Here is a 17,658-nt window from a genome sequence, read left to right as displayed (position 1 = left end):
CGAGCGAATATGGAGTTCGCCAGGCAAAGCAGCCAAGATCAGATCGCACCTTCAGAAGCTGTCTGTCGATTTCCGATCTTTATGCAATTATTGTGAGCAAATTCTTAGCTGATTCGTTATGGTACGAGGATTTTCCCAATCCCTTACAAACTGATCTGGATAGGATAGAATTTTTCGAATTGGTGTTCGGATTCTGCCTCGCTGACAAGTGCGATTTTCCACATCAAAGCACTCTCGGCAGGCGCAAGTAACACGAAAGTGTTCAACTCCTCACTCCATCTATTGATGCCGATAAGTAGAGTTATGAAGACCATTGTAGTCGCAACCGATTTTTCGGAACGCTCGGATCGTGCAATCCAACGCGCGAAGTTACTGGCGCGTGATTTCGATGCCAAGGTCTATTTAGTTCACGTTGTCGATGACGATCAGGCGCAGGAGATTGTGCTGGCTGAACGAGATGTCTCAACCCAGTTGCTTGAGAAACTGACGAGGACTCTCCGAGAGGTTAACGGCTTAAACTGCGAATTCCGTGTTGTCCTCGGAAAGCCATTTTCGGGAATCACCAGTACAGCAAGAGACCTGAACGCTGACTTAATTATTATCGGACCGCATCGTAGGCAGATTCTTAAAAATATCTTGGTTGGAACAACGGCTGAGCGAACGATACGTACTGCAGATCGTCCCGTTTTGACAGCCAACGGTGTTCCAACCGGACCGTACCGTCGAGCCGTTTTGGCAACAGATCTTTCCGCGTATTCAAAAGCAATGATCCTTTCCGCTAAATCACTCGGTTTGCTCGATCAACTCAATCTCTCTCTTCTCCATGTGTTCAACGCTCCTGGGATTGCTCTGATGAATCGAGCATCATTAAGCGTTGAAGAGAAACAATCGTATCTCGCAGGAGAAAGGAAAAGGGCGAGTGAAAATGTCGCGTCGTTCATTGAAGGAATTAATATTGAGGGGCTGTCAACGATTCTGAAACCTGATACTGCCGACACTGCTGAAACGATTTGTGAGACAGCGATCGAATTGTCGGCGGAATTGATCGTAGTTGGAACATGCGGCCGCTCTGCGGTTGCTCGAGTACTGATGGGAAGCGTGACAGAGGGCGTATTGCGAAACTCTGAACGAGACGTGCTTGCTGTGCCCCCGCTCCAAAACGGAACTGAGTCCTGATGCCGGATACCGCAACGCTCATCTTAGCCTCCGGGATTCTCCTCCTGTTGGGCATCGCATCGAACAAGTTGTCGACTCGCATCGGAGTCCCCGTGCTGCTTCTGTTCCTGCTTGTCGGGATGCTGGCTGGTTCGGAGGGAGTGGGGAGAATCGACTTCGAGGACTACTCGTTAGCAAACTCGATCGGCACAATCGCTTTGTGCCTGATTCTCTTCGATGGTGGGCTTCGCACCTCTTTCAAATCAATTCGGTCCGTCTGGAAACCGGCCGCAGTCCTTGCAAGTTTCGGCGTCCTGATTACTGCCATGATCACTGGTTTGGCCGCGTCCTGGATACTCGGAATCTCAATCCTTGAAGGGCTTTTGCTGGGAAGTATCGTTGGTTCGACGGATGCCTCGGCGGTCTTTTCCGTCCTTCGATCGGGGGGCGTCAGCATTCGGAAGCGATTGGCTGAAACACTGGAGGTTGAGAGTGGATCGAATGACCCGATGGCAATTTTTCTGACCGTCGGATTGATTCAATTGTTGACAGGTGCTGTTGCGCCTGGCCCAGCTTTGCTGGGATTGTTCTTGACTCAACTGGTTGTTGGTTCGGTCGCTGGGGTACTGGTCGGTTATGGAGGAGTTTGGGGGCTCAAGTATATCCAACTCGGCGCAGCAGGCTTGTATCCGGTGATGGCGACTGCGCTGGCGTTGTTTTCTTTTGGACTGGCAGCCGTTCTGGACGGAAGTGGTTTTCTGGCGGTCTATTTGACTGGAATCGTGATCGGGAACCGACGTCCAGTCTTCCATCGAGGCATTCTTTTATTTCACGATGCCGCAGCGTGGATTTGCCAAATTTTGATGTTCATGACGCTCGGTTTATTGAGCTTTCCAAGTCGATTGATGGATGTCGCGGGAGTCACGTTGTTGATTGCTGCGGTTCTGATTCTAGTCGCTCGCCCTGTTGCCGTCTTCCTGTGTGCTTCCTGGTTTCGATTTTCCTTTCACGAATTACTCTTCTTGTCATGGGTCGGATTGAAGGGGGCCGTTCCAATTACTCTAGCGACATTCCCGATGCTCGCGGGACTTCCAGGTGCATCGGTGATGTTTGACACAGTCTTTGTGGTTGTACTCGTCTCGGCGCTCATTCAGGGCTGGACTTTACCTCCCGCAGCTCGATTGCTGAAGCTTGAAGACCCTGAACAACACCCAACGCCTGTGACTCTTGAGATCAGTTCATTGCGCGACATCGATGGAGACATCGTCGACTACTATGTCGAACCCGGATGCCGCGCAGCTGGCCGCACACTCAGAGAACTCCAGTTTCCCGCAGGTGTTGTAGTCGCTTTGATTGCCCGTGATCAAGAAATCATCATGCCTCAAGGAAGGTTTCAAATCGAAAGCGGCGATCACGTGGTCGTCGTACTGCGCCCCTCTCTCCGTACCCAAGTCGACCAATACTTCTCCCGCCAATCCGACTCACCTGAGCCAGAACCGAACCCGGAAGCCCTCAACAACCCATCGATCCCAAACCGCCCCCCCAAATAATCCCTAAAGCAACGAAACTCACCACGAGACTGAATCGGAGTAGCGTTCAAAAGATGCTCGAAGAGGTTGCGTGAGAGGTGCAACGTATCCGTCCATCCAGAGGTGATGTTGTCAATGTTGATCACGATATTTCACACTGATATCGTTGGTGTGACAAAACTTTGACATTCCCACATTTAATGAAGTTTCTCAGCTAATTTCATCGATTTCTGGCAACATTTTTGAACGCTTCACGAAATAACTTCTGGTAAAACTCTCCTGATGTTAGACAATGTTTTGGTCTGAGTCGTTTTGGTCTGAAACGTTGTTATGTTCATTCATCGAAGCAACAACTTGATCTCGATCAGCTTCAGAGTAGAAGGATGTTTATGAACTCCACACTGATTGCCCTGGTTATTGCAACAGCACCTGCCGATTCGGCGACTGAGGTCATCGTCAATTCGCCGGAAGATGCTGTCTGCCAAATTTCAGCAGCGTCGCAGACGGGGACTCTTCTTTTTAGTCAAGGAGATTGCTTGGCTGTTCGTGCTTATACCAACAGCTCATACACACATGTTGCAACGATTGTCTATTGCAATGATGGGACTCCGATCGTGTACGACAGTATGAACGGTTCTGGTGTCCGCAAGATGTCACTTTCTCAATATCTGACAGATCAGTCTCCGGATGAAGTTCAGCTTTTTCACCCCAAACGCCCGTTCAGTGAAAAAGAAATTCAATGTTATCGCGATCACCTTGAATCGCAGCTGGGGCGACCGTACTCGGTGAAGCAACACATTACAGGGCAGAGAGTCAGCGGGCTTCATTGTGCGGAATATGTCACTGATGCACTTGTTGAGATCGACTGGCTGAAGGTCAAAAATGCTCCTCGGGTTTCCCCGGCGAGCCTTGTAGAAGGAATTACAACTCATCAGGTTTACCGAACTGGGCCCGTGGTTGAAATTCCAGTAATGCTCGAACCGATTTCAGAACCGCAGGGACGATGTGCCCGAATGTGGCACGACACGAAAGAATGCACCTCACGATTTTGCCAACAAATGTCCCGTTGGGTCCTTTGCCGTTAGAGTACTTTCAATATAGGTCTCTAAGTTCTGAAAGTGAGAACACCTCGCACGGCAAGCATCGAAAATTCTCTGATTCGGTTCGGTCGAGTGAAGAGAAAAAACTGTGATCCTTGGAAAACTTTAATAATCTGTTGCAGCCTCCATTGTTAGAAAAGTTCGCTTCAATGCGAAGTTCTGATCCGAACAAATGAGTTTGGTCTGAGATTCAAAAGCATTCTTTCGGAGTGGACCTTTCTGTGTTGGAATTAAAATCCAGTTCGTGGTGCTGGGGCAGGAGAGGGAGTTCGAGTTGGATTTTCAGGAGCATTCGTTTCGAGAAGCATCGGGCGAACCCACGAGCCATCTTCGAGAGATTGAGATGATGAGATAATCAGTTCATCGTTGGGGCTGAATCGCCCACTCACAAAAATGTGAGTCTGCCCGACCTGCCCGAGGACCTGAACGGGAATGGTCCGTACAAAACCATCACGTATGACCTGCACCATACGTTCTGAGTCTGGGGTTTCAGTGTCGGTTTTCAATGCCAGAATCTGAATTTCTGCGACAGGAAATTTGGGAACCATCTTTGAAACCACGGACTGACCAGGAGTGAAACGCCCATCTTTTGAATCGATTACAAGTCGTGCTGTTGCCACGGAGACAAAGAGTTCTCGCAGTGGATTGAATTCCGGTAAGGGAGGCAAAATTGCTTCAACAGTTGCATCTGCAGTTTGATCTTCGATAGTAAGTGGGACCGTTTTACCAACTTCGATGCTGCCCCTCTCAGCTGGGATCTGGACATACAACTGAGTTGGGTCGACAACTTTTGCCAGGAGGTCACCTGCCCGGACAAACTGCCCTGGAGTGACGAACAATTCCGTGACGGTGCCTGAAAGCCCAGTACGCAAGATCGTTTGGCCTGATCGAAAGGCTGCGAGCTCAAGTTCCCTCTTGGCGACATTGAGCTTGGCTTCAAGGAGTTGCTTAGCTTTCGGTTCAGTTGCCTGAGCGAGTGCAATTTTTGCCACCTCATGAACAGCTTGGGCTCGTTTCAATTCCATTGCAAATACTTGGGAGTCAAGGCGAATGATTTCCATCTGTTCCTGAATTGAGTCTCCCACTTTGACGAACACATCACGCACAACACCGTCCATCGGAGACACAACAGGCAAAGTGCGAACAGGTGAAACTTCCAACGGGACACGGAACTTCTCAGGAGCGATCAGCGATAACGCTGCACGCTCGATGGAAACTCCCTGAGGGGCATCCTCTGCGTTTTGGCCGTACGCTTCCGATGGAAAATTCCCGAATGCCCACAGAGAAAGCGCGCTGAGCATGGCACAATGGTAGATCGGCTGGAAAGCGGAGAACTTGATCATTGGGACATTCACCTAACTGGAAGCCTGTTAGAAATTTTCTTCATGAATTATCGAGATGGAACAGGTGATGTCAACAAGCCACTCATCAAAGGCAAGGCTTTTGAGAACAGGCGGGACGATTGATACCGTCTCCATCTACTTGATTCCTGCCCCTCGCGATGCCTGAGGAGATCACTCTTGTGTTGAAGTTGAATGAGCTCCTAACTCGACTCTTGCCATTTGAGAGAGCTTGAATGGTATTCGGTTTCTGATGTGGAAGGACTTCAAGCAGATGGATTTGAAGTACATAGTGCAAGAGGATAGAGAAGCGGCAAACTTGAGCTTCTTGTTCCGCAAGGCGGCAAGCTATTTATGAAATCGTAGATATCGTTTCACGGTCACGATAAGCATTGGGACGGTACATAAGAGAATGTTTTAAAGAAGACATTGATGTCCATAAAGCATGAATGTTTCATCTGAGGGGCCTTATGTGGATGAAAATGTCTTATTTAGGACGTTCGATTTTTGAGGTGCTTCGGTTACCGGTTCTTGAGATCGTTGTCTTTATCGAAATTCAGATAGACAATTCCGCAGGCACTCAGAATCGCAAGGATTATAAATACTGCGAAGAACTCACCGGATGCTCCAAACTTTCCATGTAGTGGGTAGAGACTCGTCGCACCGAAGGTTGCGACAAAGAAGATGACTGCAAAACAGCGGGTGACTCCGAAATTCGGTCCAGTGAAAGATGATGCAATCCCAGCAATCCCACCAAGAATCATGCCTATCCCAGATTGGGACAGTGCAAACAGTCCAAGACGATGTAAAACAATGATGATAGGTTGTTGTACTGCTATCACGTCCAATGCCATAAGTAGCAAGACGATGATAAGACTTCCGAATGTTAAGATCGCTGTTCCGATAATCATGCCTCGAATGAATTGCTGAAAAACTTTGCGAGCGGAAAGTTGAATGGAGATCGGTATTGTCACAAATCCTGCAGAGATTCTTCGGGGCGGAGTCTGTTCACTTGTCCTTGAATATACCCATCGTATAGTCTTGATGCTAACATTTTTTCTATGTTTTTTTCATGTCATGTTCTTCTTTCGTTGACAGGCTACCTAAGCGTTAACTATTACACTCGTAATATCTCAGAGGATGCTTTGGTTCACTGAGGAGCAGGATTGAGTATCAAGATCTTGTTCAGATTTTGTTAGGACGAATTAACTTCGTCCTGTATCAGCTCACAATGGCTCTTAAAGAAGAAACGACTATGGCAACGAAAAAGTGGACTGAAAAAAGTTTGAAACAAGCAAGTGAAAAACCAACTTCAATTGCACCGCAAAACTACTCGAGTGACAAGATTCCTAGCGGATACAAGTTGTGTACACTCTGCAATCACTATGTTCGCGGACCACAAACGAAAGTTTGTCCGAACTGTCAGGGAGACATTGCTCCGAAATCGCGACAACCTGGCGGACGGAAACGTGGTAATGCCACCACCGCAATTGGAAGTGCTGAGTTTGCAAAAGTGATGAGCCTGATCGACAATCTTGGTGGCCTTAAATCGACACTGAGTACAATCGATGAACTCGAAAAATTTGGCAGCATCGACGAAGCACGCCGCTTGATTCAAGCGTGGTCCAGTTTGGTCGAAGCGACTGGAAGTGAAGCGAAAGCTTCCGCTGCAATTGAATCTTTGCAGAAATCTGGTGCCATCTAGATCGGTTTTGATAAACGTGTTGCTGTCCTGTCTTGTGGCGATTAGCCAACCATTTGACTAGACTCTCGATTCGCAGGCACAAGAAACACGAAAGTGTTCTAGAACTGGTCTCAAGACTTGCTTTTCACTTCTCTGGTGCAGAGAACGATTGCGACTCCATAGGTCTTGAGACTGCTTGTAGAATCCATTCTCAGCGATCGCAAGAAATACGGTGTGTGATAGCCGTAGAGCATTGGCGCGAACGTCTACTTCAAACACTGAAGTTCTTAACAGGAACTTCAGTGTTTTTTTCTAGATCATCTTTCGAATTGGTTTGCAGGATCTGCCTCGTGGCGAATAGCAATTTTACTAGAACCAGTCCGAAAACCTCTGGAATAGCCGCTTTCCTCAACGTTTGGGAGAGCAGTTTCACGTTTCAGGACCAGTTCTAGAGAAATGCGTTCTTCACGGACGCACGGTAGAGCACTGCTCTAGAAGATTTCGGTTCGACACAACAAAGTGCCTCTAACGTCGACTCCCCGTTTTTCTTCGTGATACGAATTCGTTAGAACGAATTTCTGAACGAACGAAGTAATAGGAATGCGCTGACTACTGAAGAATCTGCTCGTCAGCGAATGTCTTGCGAACAGTTTTTTGTCGATCGGTAAGCGTCGAACTTCATTTCGAGTCCCTTTCAAGGAGAAATGGAAGATCTCCCTGGTGGGGCAGTGCCTGCTCTGGTCACCCCATTTCTTCTCCGGAACTCAAGTATGTAAGTCTTGATCTCAGAGTCGATGAGACTCTCATCAAACTACCTCAATCGCTTGCTTAATGCGGCTTGCTTGAAGCACTTCTCATTCAGGGGCAGGCTGCGTCGTTCAGAGCATGTTCACTGTTGGTCTGCAGTCTTCTAGCTGCAGCATGGGGGGCGTTCATCTCCCACTGAAACTCACCTGAGGCTAAATCGACACTGAAGACCTATTTGAAAGATGCTCTGGTGGCGAGCAAGCTATGACGTCATGAAAGCGATCATCATAAGCATGGCAAGCATCGAAAATGCTGTGAGGTCGACAAAGAGATTGTGCTGGTCGACATTCTTCTCTCGGAATGGATAATCCCTTATCAGTGTTGCACGGAATCGTGTTGTACGGGCGAGGTGGTATGACAAGTGTCAATGAAACGAGCCGCCTCTCACGGTGTGGTGTTGTGAGAGGCGGCTCGTTGTCTGTTTTATCCTTCAAAGCGGATGCGTCAGGTGTGTAATTCCTACGCCCTCATCGGTTTAACCACCGAAGTCGTCATAAGCAATGTTGTCAGCTTCGACGCCGAGATTGTCGAGCATATTCAAAACCGCTTGAAGCATCATTGGTGGGCCACAGATGTAGTACTCGATGTCTTCAGGTGCAGGATGATCTTTCAGGTACTCGTCATGTAATACTTGGTGAATGAATCCTGTGTAGCCGGTCCAGTTGTCTTCCGGGAGTGGATCAGAAAGTGCGATTTTGAAGCTGAAGTTTGGAAACTTCTCTTCCAGTTCACGGAATTCATCGACGTAAAACAACTCGCGAGCTGAACGTCCACCGTACCAGTATGAAATTTTTCTGTTACTGGCTCGTTCTTTCAGGAGTTCAAATGTGTGTGAACGCAACGGAGCCATTCCAGCACCACCGCCAATGTAAACCATCTCGTTTTGGGTCTCTTTGATGAAGAATTCACCATAGGGGCCGGAAATCGTGACTTTGTCGCCCGGTTTGAGATTGAAGATGTAGCTGGAAACCTTTCCGGGAGGAACGTCAGGAAGACGTGGAGGTGGGCTGGCGATACGAACGTTCAGCATGATAATGCCTTCTTCGCCCGGGTAATTCGCCATTGAATACGCTCGAATTGCTTCCTCTTTGACAGTCGACTTGAATCGCCAGATGTCGAATTTATCCCAGTCTTCGTGGTATTCTTCTTCGACATTGAAGTCTTTGTAGTCGACATGGTGCGGTGGGACTTCAATTTGAATGAATCCACCCGGTTTGAAGTTGACGTCTTCCCCCTCAGGCAGCTCAAGGACGAGCTCTTTAATGAACGTAGCAACGTTGTGGTTGGATCGAACCGTGCACTCCCATTTCTTCGTTTCGAAGACTTCTTCTGGGACTTCGATTCGCATGTCTTGTTTGACTGCAACCTGGCAAGAGAGGCGTTCGCCAGCTTTTGCCTCTTTCTTGTTGATATGGTTTTTTTCGGTCGGAAGGATATCTCCTCCCCCTTCCAGTATCTTTACTTTGCATTGTGCACAAGTTCCACCACCGCCACATGCCGAGGAGACGAAGATTTTGTTCTCTGCCAATGCCCCAAGTAATTTTCCCCCTGCGGGGACTTGGAGAGTTTTCTGGTCATTGACGATGATTTTAACATCACCTGAGGGAACGAGAAGTTTCTTGGCACCTTGAATACAAAGTACCAGCAACACCACGATCCCGGTGAAGAAAAGAATTCCTAAGAAAATTTCCATAATGAACGCCGCTTGCCGTTCGAGTGATAAAATGGTGAACCGACTGGTCTCTTACCATCTCGTGCTGGTTAAATGTCGATTCCGCCGAAGGCCATAAAGGCCATCGCCATCAGTCCGACGGTAATGTATGTAATCCCAAGGCCTTTGAGTCCTTCGGGGATGTCGCTGTACCGGAGTTTTTCTCTGATCCCGGCTAAACAGGCAATTGCTAGTGCCCAACCAATTCCGCTTGAGATTCCATATGTGGCACTTTCAGCGAGTGTGTAATCTCGTTCGACCATGAAGAGCGATCCACCCAGAATCGCGCAGTTCACGGTAATCAGCGGGAGGAAAATTCCGAGTGTGTTGTAGAGTGCTGGAACGTATCGATCGAGAAACAGCTCCAAGATCTGAACCATGGCAGCGATTGTTCCGATGTAACTGATCAAGCCGAGGAAGCTCAGGTCGACATCCATCAACCAGGATTGCCCGGTCCAGGCAAGTGCGCCTTCTCGCAGGAATTTGCGATAGATGATGTTGTTCATCGGGATTGTGACCCCTTGGACAACAATCACTGCAGCTCCCAGCATGAGTGCGTTTTTGACAGATTTGGAGACCGCCAGAAACGTACACATTCCTAGAAAGAATGCGAGTGCCAGGTTCTCTGAGAACACTGACTTGAAAAACATGCTGCCGACTTCTTCGTAAGTCATCATGCGGCCTTTAATTCGCTCTGCCAAAATCTGAACAGGTGGTTGCGATATTGATGAGCAACAACGATTTCAGATGTATTATGTGCTTCTAAAATTCGAATTCTAAACAGAAGTGAATCAGTAATTGTTAGTCACGAGTTGGGTCATGAGCTGCTTGATCCGTACGGAAGGCGCGAAGCAACCAGATGAAAAGCCCAATCAGGAAAAATGCACTCGGTGGAGTCAGCATTAATCCGTTTCGTACATAAAAACCGCCATCTGCGTACAGAGGCAGAACTGTAATTCCAAACAAAGTTCCTGAACCAAGGAGTTCACGGAAGAAACCGACCACGACTAGAATGAGTGAGTATCCCAAGCCATTTCCGACACCATCAAGAAAACTGCGAAACGGACCGTTTTTAGATGCAAATGCTTCGGCACGTCCCATGACGATACAGTTTGTAATGATCAATCCGACGAACACCGAGAGTTGGTCAGCGACATCAGGGACAAAGGCCTTCAAGACCTGGTCCACTAGAATGACAAGCGATGAGATCACTGTCATCATCACGATGATACGAATGCTGGATGGGATGAAATGGCGGATGAGTGAGATCGCTGCATTCGAGCATGCAACCACAACAGTCACCGCGATCGCCATCACGACGGCCTTGTCCAGTTGAGTCGTCACCGCGAGGGCGGAGCAGATCCCGAGCACTTGAAGTGCGATTGGGTTCGACTTCAGCACGGGGTCAAACAGGACGTCTGTATTTTTTTGGGCTGCCATATTTCTCAGTCCGGTTGAAGAATGACTTCAGCCTGTTTCAATTGCTCTATTTTGGGGCGACTCGAAGGTCAATGTTATTCATTTGTGTCGATTTCGTCATTACGGATACGTTCCAGGAACGGTCCGAATGCGTCATCTCCCAGCCAATATTTTATCGTCTTTTCAACGCCGACTGAAGTAATTGTTGCTCCCGAGAGTCCATCAACCTGGTTCTCGTCTGATGCAACACCCGGCTTAGTGACCTCGATAATTGGCTCGCCTGATTCATCAAGTACAGTTTTTTCTGGCCAGAGTGCTTTCCACTTCGGATTATCAACTTCACCTCCCAGCCCAGGTGTTTCACCATGCTGGTAGAATGTAATTCCTTTAACCGTCCGAGTATCAGCTTCAAGTGCCAGGTACCCGTAGAGAGTCGACCAGAGACCTTTTCCGTAGATTGGAAGGACGATCGTTTGAAGGTTTCCGTCACTGTCATTGATCAGGTAGACCAGAGAGACTTTCTCGCGACGCTTAATCCCGGCAACATCTTTGTCGCCGATGATGATGCTTTGCTGAGGGTCTTTCGAGGCCTTCAGTTGATTGTAACTTTTGACATCAACTGATTTGTTAATGGTTCCCGCAGCGGGAGCGTCATCATCACGTCCAGGAAGATTGACCGCAATAATTTTGACGTTCTCAAATTTCTCAGCCAAGTTGCTAGTGGTGGATTGATCATCCCACAGGCCAGCGGCGCTAAGAACATTACGTTGTTGTTTAATCTTCTTGTTCTGTTCCTGGAGCGGACGCAATGCGACCGCAGCTGTTGAGACAACAAACGAACAGACAAGGCATAGTACTACTGCCACGACCAGCGTTCCGAGAAAGCTGTTTGGTTCAAAGTTGCTTTCGGCTTCCTGGTTCGTCTCGGCAGCGTCCTGATTTTGGTCAGTTTCAGAGTCCACAGCGTTTGCGCCTTCGTCGAATGTTGAGTTGGATGACAGCCCAGTCGATCAACGGAGCGACAACGTTTCCGAAGAGAATCGCTAACATGATTCCCTCTGCATATCCGGGGTTGATCACTCGCACCAGTGTGGTGGTCACACCAACGACCAGGCCGTAAGCCCATTTCCCTCCTTGTGTCATCGCCGCTGAGACAGGATCGGTTGCCATAAAGACAAGTCCAAATGCTAAGCCGCCGACAACCAGATGCCAATGGGCAGGCATCAAGAACATGTTTGGGGTTTCCGGACCAGATGCGTAGTTGAACAACCAGGCGGAACCGAGAGCACCAAGTAATGTGCTGAGCATAATTCGCCAAGAGCCGATCTGCGTCGCAATTAAAATAACGGCCCCGAGGATGCAAGCGAAGGTTGATGTTTCACCCATCGAGCCGGGGATAAATCCCCAGAATGCGTCCCACCAGGAGATATCGAGTTTACTGGTGATGACATCCATGCCCATTGTGTTTTTGGCATCAGCCAAGGCCCCGAGAGATGTCGCTCCCGAGTAACCATCAACTTTAGGGGCTGCGATCCAAATGTCGGCTGTCATCTCACTGGAGTATGCGAAATACAAAAACGCTCGCCCAGTGAGAGCTGGGTTCAGGAAGTTTTTCCCGGTCCCTCCAAAGACTTCTTTTCCGATGACGACGCCAAATGAGATCCCCAAGGCGACCTGCCATAAAGGAACGGTCGCCGGTAATGTTAGCGGAAAAAGCATTCCGGTAACGAGGAAACCTTCGTTGATCTCATGACCACGCACGGTCGCAAACAGGACTTCCCAAAAGCCACCGGCGATTTGAGTGACGATAAAAATCGGCAAGAAATAGAGTGCCCCGTGTATGAAACAGGACAGTAAATTGTTCGGGTTGTACCCCACGGAGTCCATGATGGTTGAACGCCAGTTCCCCGTCGTGGCTTCTGGGAGCGAACCAATGTCGACCAGTCGCTCAATTTCCAGGTTCGCCTGATAGCCTGTATTATACATAGCCATCAGGATGCAGGGGCCAAGAGCGACGACGACCATAATCATCATCCGCTTCATGTCGAGGCCATCTCGTACATGCGTCGGACCATCGGTCACGTCGTCAGGCGTGTACAGAAAAGTGTCAACCGCTTCATAGAGAGCGTAGAACTTTTCGTACTTGGCACCTGGTTTCACCTGCTCGTGCAGGTCGTCAAGTTTTTTCCTCAGGAACTTCATGGATCGCCATTCGGCTGTTTACGGGGACTCAGGCACGTCTGGAGGGTTACCCTTCCCGTTCGATGCGCGTCAGGATGTCTCTTAATGCAGGGCCAAAGTTGTGTTTGCCGGGATCGACAAATGTCAACAAGGCGACGTCTTCTTCGTCGAGTTCGGTGGCTCCAAGCAGTTGTGCTTGATCGGTGTCACCAGTGAGCAGTGCTTTAACCAAAGCTGTTGGTTCAATGTCTAGCGGCATCACTTTTTCGTAGACACCAATCGGGACAATCGCTCGGAAGCTGCCGTTTCGATTCGTTGTCATTTCAAATGCACGTCCATCAACGGAACTCGCTGAGGCGTAGACTGGCATGACTGAGTATTTGTTGAATCCGGGCATTTGCCATCCGAGCAATTCACGATCACGGCCTTCTTTTAACACGGAGACCTGTAAGTCGTAACGACCAAGATAGGCAAAAGGTCCTTCAGCAATGCTTCCGTTCAGGACCGATCCGGAAATGATTCTATTTTCCCCGTCTGCAAGCTCATCGGCAGTGAGGTCTTCGATCGAGGCGCCGACTCTTGTGCGAATGAGCCGCGGCTTTTTGACCTGTGGCCCCGCCAGTGAAATGACTCGCTCAACCGAAAGTTCTCCGGTTGCGAATAGCTTTCCGATGGCGATGGTGTCTTGATAGTTGATGTGCCAGACAGGGCGGGCTTCAGATGCAGCTGAAATTTTATGGATATGCGTCCCAGGCAGCCCAGCAGGATGCGGCCCTTCGAAATGCTGTAGCTTAACACGATCAGAGACAGTGTCTTCCGGGTCAGCTCCGGGAGTTTTGAACCCCGGGGAAGCACATACGTGAACTTGTCCTTCGGTGAGCCGGGATAAGACTTGTAGACCGTAGCGGAAGAAGTTGGGGTTTTCGTCGAGAATCAGTCCCGGGAAAGCCGCTAGTGGAAGTGTGTCAATGGCTTGCACGAAAATCGCGTGCGGGACTTCATTGACTGCAGGAGTTTTACTGTATGGACGTCGCCTCAGGCTGGGCCATAAACCTGATTTCAATAGATTCTCGACGACAGCGTCCCGATCCAGTCGAGTGAGGTCGCTGTTTGCGTAAGATTGAAATTTTTCCTGATCTTCACCTTCGAGCTCAACAACCACTGATTGGAAAACTCGTTTCTCTCCTCGATTGATGGAGACGACTTTTCCTGCTCCAGGTGATGTGAAGAGCACACCCGGGTTCTTCTTGTCTTCGAACAAAGGTTGTCCGAGTTTCACGGAGTCCCCTTCATGCACAAGCATGGTCGGTTTCATTCCGACATAATCGCTTCCCCGGATGGCGACACTTTTCACCATTGCCCCAAGATCAATCATTTGATCGGGAACACCTGAGATGGGAAGGTCAAGACCTCGTCGAATCTTGATCGGCATTAGGGACACAAGAGCGAAGATTCGCTCCCCTTATTGAGTCAAACATCTTGTTTTCACTGAAGAAGGATAAAATGGGAGGCACCCCACATTACTTCTCCGAGTACTTTTTCGGCTATTTTCGGCAACTCCTTGCCAAAGACTGACCGTCGCTGCGAATATTACAAAGCCATCGAAGAAATTGAAGCGATAGAGTGATCCTTCTGCTAGAGAACTTCGTATCCGACTCAGTAGAGAGAACGGTTCTCTCATCATCAAGAATTTCGAGACGGGACCGCATCAGATATTGCATAGGGAACTTGCACGTCGAAGTGCCGCATGTTTCTCAAAATTTACAGGATTCCAGGATGAAGCAGCACAGGCATTCATTATTCACAACCGGAAGCACGATCGTCTTGATTGTCGGATCGGTTTTTCTCATTGCAGGTTATTGTCTTCTGACTTTCTGGGGAAAGCCGACACTCGAGAACGCCAAGGCCAGCACAAACTGGCCGACTGTCCCGGGTGAGGTTACAGAATCTCGAGTCGATTCTCACAGAGACAAAGACGGGACGACCTATTCTGCGGAAATCGTCTATCGCTACACCGTCGATGAGACTGAGGTTCATTCTAATAACGTCTGGTTCGGCGGGAATTATTCATCCTCGTCGAGAAGCCAGTTCGAGGAAATCGTCAGCCGTTATCCAATCGGTAAGGAAGTTGTCGTCTACTACAAGCCGGATGACATTTTTATTGCCGTTCTGGAACCGGGAGCACATTTCACCAGCTATATCGGATTCGTGATGGGTTGGGGCTTTTTGCTGATTGGTGCTTGTTTGCTACTCGTCCCGATGGCTGGGTTGTTTCGAGGCCGCAAGAAAAATGAGAAAGACGAAATGATGTATTTTGATGATGCAGGTTACGATTCAGGGCACGAATAGCTTTGCCAACATCACTAAGAGCTCTAGCGACGTTTGATGGGCATGTTGTCGAGTCGAGGATTTTTTGGGGAGACTCACTTTCCTGGGCAGGTAAGAGGCTCGTTGACCGATTCGTCAGACTTGCCGGTGTTTCATCTTTTCGGGCGGGCCTTACTTTCGTACAAGCGACGTCACGTTCAATTTTCTTCGTATTCAAACTGACGCACATCCCCATGAACCGTTTTCAACGTGCAACATTCTTGAATTTCCTGATCTTTACCGCAGTCCTCGTCTCTGCATGCTTCGTGCTGCCTCACGAGGTCTGGGCTCGGGCTGGCGGAGGAGGAAGTTACGGCGGCGGTGGCGGCGGAGGATCGGGCGGAAGTGGTGGCTCTGGAGGCGGGGGAGGGGAGCTCATTTATTTGTTGTTCTGGCTCTGCTGGCATCATCCTCTCATCGGGATTCCACTGGCAATAGCGATGGGTTTCCTGATGTATCATGGTGGAGATCGTGTGAAACAAGGGCACATCACACAGACAATTCGGCGAGGAAGGCGGCATCAGCAGGACCGGCTGAGAGATCAAACGCTAAATAAAATTCAGCAGACTGACCCCACTTTCGAATTGCCAGCATTCTTGGGGCGAGTCAAAACCGCATTTGAGAAAATTCAGCACGCATGGAGCGAACAAGATCTCCACGAAGTTCGCAGCTTCATCAGCGACGGCATCCACGAACGTTTCACTTTACAAATCGCGATGCAGAAGTCTGAAGGCATTCGCAACGTGATGGAGAGAGTCGCCGTTCATAACCTCGAAGTTGTCGCTTTGTTTGCGAATGAAAATTTCGAAACAATCCACGTTCAAGTAAAAGCGTCGGCAGTTGATTACAACGCCAACTTGAAAACTGGAAAGCGGATTGGTGAAAAGTCAACGAGTACCTTCACTGAGTATTGGTCCTTCCATCGGCGGCCAGGGGCGGAATCAATTCAAGGAGATGGTGCGATTGAAGGAAATTGTCCTCGTTGCGGAAGTTTGCTCAAAATTGTCGACAAAGCAGAGTGCCAGAGCTGTGGAGCGCAGGTCAATTCCGGAGAATTTGATTGGGTGTTGGCAGAAATTACGCAAGAGCAGGAGTGGAACGTTCCGCAAAATGAATACCTGATTCCTGGAATCACCGAGCTGAAAGAGAATGATCGCGGTTTGAGTATTCAACATTTGGAAGACCGTGTTTCCGTAATGTTCTGGCGATTAAAATCTGCAGAGTTCTACAATGACTTGAGCTACGCTGAGCCCATTGCCACGCCCGAATTCTGTGACTCGTTCAGGAATGGGTTGAATCCAAAGGAGTTTTGGAAAGACCCAGCTGTCGGGAAAGTGGAAATGATGGACGTGAAGACAGGAGACAATAACACCCCGGATCGAATTCGTGTCAAAGTTCGATGGTCTGGTTCGCTTCTTGAAAAAATCAATCGGAAGCGAACACGCGTTTTACGCGGGCAAGCAATCTTCACACATGTCTATACGCTCATTCGCGATCACAACGTTCAAAGTATTGCAGATGCAACCTTCACCTCTGCAGGATGTTCAAACTGTGGAGCCCCTATTAACGTGAATAAAGCTGGCGAGTGCGTTTATTGCGGGACCGTCCTGAACACGGGGAAGCACGATTGGGTTCTTGATGACGTCAGTCCGTATTTGGCCGTGCATGCGTATCAACAAGACCTGTCGATCCCGCTGGCGGCAGGCAATTTGACCGGCGGCCAGCTAGACGCCCACGCCGATTCCGGCTTGTCGCTGGCTGTGTTGGCCAAAGTGATGTTGATCGATGGGGATTTCAACGAGAAGGAGCGCGCAGCGATCTATCGGCTCGGGGCTCGTCGCGGTCTCTCAACTGAGCGTGTCGACGAGTACATTCAGCATGCGTCCGCGCGATCCACAAACATTCCGACCCCTGAAGATCCGAGGCAGGCCTCTGCTTATTTAGAACAGTTGATTCATGTCGTTCTGGCTGATGGGCAAATCACGCGTCAAGAAAAAACGCTCCTTAAGAAATTCGCTGACCACGTTGGCCTCGCCGATGCCGACGTCAAAATGGCAATCAACCGGGAGCGCAAACGATCTTATCAGGCAGCGCGGCAAGAACTTCGCCATACTGGACAGAGCACGTGAATCTTCTCAAACGTCAAAGAAAGTGGTTCACGTAATAAGAGTGCAGCGACAATAAGGTGAAGAAAAGTGAGTGAAATGGACCGATTACCTCGTCCGTAAAATCATTTTGTCTTTGGTCAGAGCCTCGTTCCGGGAGAAGAATTACTTGGATCCGTGTCAGGCAAACTTTAGGATGATTTTTGCTCGCGCCAGAGTCGTTATTGACCAGAGATCGCCTTTGTTTCACAAAGCGGAAT

At 49.0% G+C, this 17,658-nt stretch carries 14 protein-coding genes; 6 read left to right on the top strand and 8 right to left on the bottom strand.

Features of this window, described 5'->3' with window-relative positions; translation table 11 throughout:
• Window positions 1-303: 303 nt before the first annotated feature.
• From Mal48_RS11350 to Mal48_RS11340, 3 genes are all read left to right on the top strand, one after another.
• Window positions 304-1,176, top strand: a complete 873-nt coding sequence (locus Mal48_RS11350; RefSeq protein ID WP_197442265.1) for a universal stress protein — start codon at window positions 304-306, stop codon at window positions 1,174-1,176.
• Entirely contained in the window at window positions 1,176-2,705 is a 1,530-nt protein-coding gene (locus Mal48_RS11345; RefSeq protein WP_145199147.1) for a potassium/proton antiporter, read from the top strand. The genes Mal48_RS11350 and Mal48_RS11345 overlap by 1 nt, the downstream gene beginning before the upstream one ends.
• Window positions 2,706-3,073: 368 nt before the next feature.
• The gene (locus Mal48_RS11340; RefSeq protein WP_197442264.1) at window positions 3,074-3,769 is read left to right on the top strand and encodes a YiiX/YebB-like N1pC/P60 family cysteine hydrolase; all 696 of its coding nucleotides are present in this window, start codon (window positions 3,074-3,076) and stop codon (window positions 3,767-3,769) included.
• A gap of 245 nt (window positions 3,770-4,014) precedes the next feature.
• On the opposite strand, the gene Mal48_RS11335 is transcribed toward Mal48_RS11340, so the two are convergent.
• Both Mal48_RS11335 and Mal48_RS11330 read right to left on the bottom strand, forming a co-directional pair.
• The gene (locus Mal48_RS11335) at window positions 4,015-5,127 is read right to left on the bottom strand and encodes an efflux RND transporter periplasmic adaptor subunit (protein WP_145199141.1); all 1,113 of its coding nucleotides are present in this window, start codon (window positions 5,125-5,127) and stop codon (window positions 4,015-4,017) included.
• 518 nt (window positions 5,128-5,645) lie between these two features.
• On the bottom strand, window positions 5,646-6,098 hold the full coding sequence (locus Mal48_RS11330; protein ID WP_145199138.1) for a hypothetical protein: 453 nt from the start codon (window positions 6,096-6,098) through the stop codon (window positions 5,646-5,648).
• Window positions 6,099-6,379: 281 nt separating this feature from the next.
• On the opposite strand from Mal48_RS11330, the gene Mal48_RS11325 reads away from it, so the two are divergent.
• Entirely contained in the window at window positions 6,380-6,829 is a 450-nt protein-coding gene (locus Mal48_RS11325) for a hypothetical protein (RefSeq protein ID WP_145199135.1), read from the top strand.
• 1,261 nt (window positions 6,830-8,090) lie between these two features.
• Here the strand turns inward: Mal48_RS11325 and nqrF are convergent.
• The 6 genes from nqrF to Mal48_RS11295 form a co-directional block, all read right to left on the bottom strand.
• Window positions 8,091-9,308 (bottom strand): NADH:ubiquinone reductase (Na(+)-transporting) subunit F, encoded by a 1,218-nt coding sequence (gene nqrF, locus Mal48_RS11320; protein ID WP_145199132.1) that lies wholly within the window; start codon window positions 9,306-9,308, stop codon window positions 8,091-8,093.
• A 68-nt stretch (window positions 9,309-9,376) separates the two neighbouring features.
• A complete protein-coding gene (gene nqrE / locus Mal48_RS11315) occupies window positions 9,377-10,000 on the bottom strand; it encodes an NADH:ubiquinone reductase (Na(+)-transporting) subunit E (protein ID WP_145206059.1) in 624 nt (207 codons plus the stop codon).
• A 127-nt stretch (window positions 10,001-10,127) separates the two neighbouring features.
• Window positions 10,128-10,766: an NADH:ubiquinone reductase (Na(+)-transporting) subunit D gene (locus Mal48_RS11310; RefSeq protein ID WP_145199129.1), complete on the bottom strand. Its 639-nt coding sequence runs from the start codon at window positions 10,764-10,766 to the stop codon at window positions 10,128-10,130.
• 74 nt (window positions 10,767-10,840) lie between these two features.
• Window positions 10,841-11,707 (bottom strand): Na(+)-translocating NADH-quinone reductase subunit C, encoded by an 867-nt coding sequence (locus Mal48_RS11305; RefSeq protein ID WP_145199126.1) that lies wholly within the window; start codon window positions 11,705-11,707, stop codon window positions 10,841-10,843.
• The gene (locus Mal48_RS11300) at window positions 11,697-12,947 is read right to left on the bottom strand and encodes an NADH:ubiquinone reductase (Na(+)-transporting) subunit B (RefSeq protein ID WP_145199123.1); all 1,251 of its coding nucleotides are present in this window, start codon (window positions 12,945-12,947) and stop codon (window positions 11,697-11,699) included. Before Mal48_RS11300 ends, Mal48_RS11305 begins: the two co-directional genes overlap by 11 nt.
• A 46-nt stretch (window positions 12,948-12,993) precedes the next feature.
• Window positions 12,994-14,358: a Na(+)-translocating NADH-quinone reductase subunit A gene (locus tag Mal48_RS11295; RefSeq protein WP_145199120.1), complete on the bottom strand. Its 1,365-nt coding sequence runs from the start codon at window positions 14,356-14,358 to the stop codon at window positions 12,994-12,996.
• A gap of 344 nt (window positions 14,359-14,702) precedes the next feature.
• Here Mal48_RS11295 and Mal48_RS11290 point away from each other — a divergent pair, with 344 nt between their 5' ends.
• Both Mal48_RS11290 and Mal48_RS11285 read left to right on the top strand, forming a co-directional pair.
• Window positions 14,703-15,275 (top strand): DUF3592 domain-containing protein, encoded by a 573-nt coding sequence (locus Mal48_RS11290; protein ID WP_145199117.1) that lies wholly within the window; start codon window positions 14,703-14,705, stop codon window positions 15,273-15,275.
• 212 nt (window positions 15,276-15,487) lie between these two features.
• Window positions 15,488-17,422, top strand: a complete 1,935-nt coding sequence (locus Mal48_RS11285; protein WP_145199114.1) for a TIM44-like domain-containing protein — start codon at window positions 15,488-15,490, stop codon at window positions 17,420-17,422.
• Window positions 17,423-17,658 lie beyond the last annotated feature (236 nt).

The organism is Thalassoglobus polymorphus (assembly GCF_007744255.1).
GTDB lineage: Bacteria > Planctomycetota > Planctomycetia > Planctomycetales > Planctomycetaceae > Thalassoglobus > Thalassoglobus polymorphus.
The sequence above is the reverse complement of the archived record's forward strand: the minus strand, read 5'-3'. Positions and strand labels throughout refer to the sequence as shown.

Excerpts from the sequence above, each read along its gene's own strand:
- Mal48_RS11295 (WP_145199120.1), bottom strand. The coding sequence starts at position 14,358 with ATGCCGATCAAGATTCGACGAGGTCTTGACCTTCCCATCTCAGGTGTT.
- Mal48_RS11350 (WP_197442265.1), top strand. The coding sequence starts at position 304 with ATGAAGACCATTGTAGTCGCAACCGATTTTTCGGAACGCTCGGATCGT.
- Mal48_RS11300 (WP_145199123.1), bottom strand. The coding sequence starts at position 12,947 with ATGAAGTTCCTGAGGAAAAAACTTGACGACCTGCACGAGCAGGTGAAA.
- Mal48_RS11310 (WP_145199129.1), bottom strand. The coding sequence starts at position 10,766 with ATGGCAGCCCAAAAAAATACAGACGTCCTGTTTGACCCCGTGCTGAAG.
- Mal48_RS11325 (WP_145199135.1), top strand. The coding sequence starts at position 6,380 with ATGGCAACGAAAAAGTGGACTGAAAAAAGTTTGAAACAAGCAAGTGAA.
- nqrF (WP_145199132.1), bottom strand. The coding sequence starts at position 9,308 with ATGGAAATTTTCTTAGGAATTCTTTTCTTCACCGGGATCGTGGTGTTG.
- nqrE (WP_145206059.1), bottom strand. The coding sequence starts at position 10,000 with ATGACTTACGAAGAAGTCGGCAGCATGTTTTTCAAGTCAGTGTTCTCA.
- Mal48_RS11345 (WP_145199147.1), top strand. The coding sequence starts at position 1,176 with ATGCCGGATACCGCAACGCTCATCTTAGCCTCCGGGATTCTCCTCCTG.
- Mal48_RS11290 (WP_145199117.1), top strand. The coding sequence starts at position 14,703 with ATGAAGCAGCACAGGCATTCATTATTCACAACCGGAAGCACGATCGTC.
- Mal48_RS11335 (WP_145199141.1), bottom strand. The coding sequence starts at position 5,127 with ATGATCAAGTTCTCCGCTTTCCAGCCGATCTACCATTGTGCCATGCTC.
- Mal48_RS11340 (WP_197442264.1), top strand. The coding sequence starts at position 3,074 with ATGAACTCCACACTGATTGCCCTGGTTATTGCAACAGCACCTGCCGAT.
- Mal48_RS11285 (WP_145199114.1), top strand. The coding sequence starts at position 15,488 with ATGAACCGTTTTCAACGTGCAACATTCTTGAATTTCCTGATCTTTACC.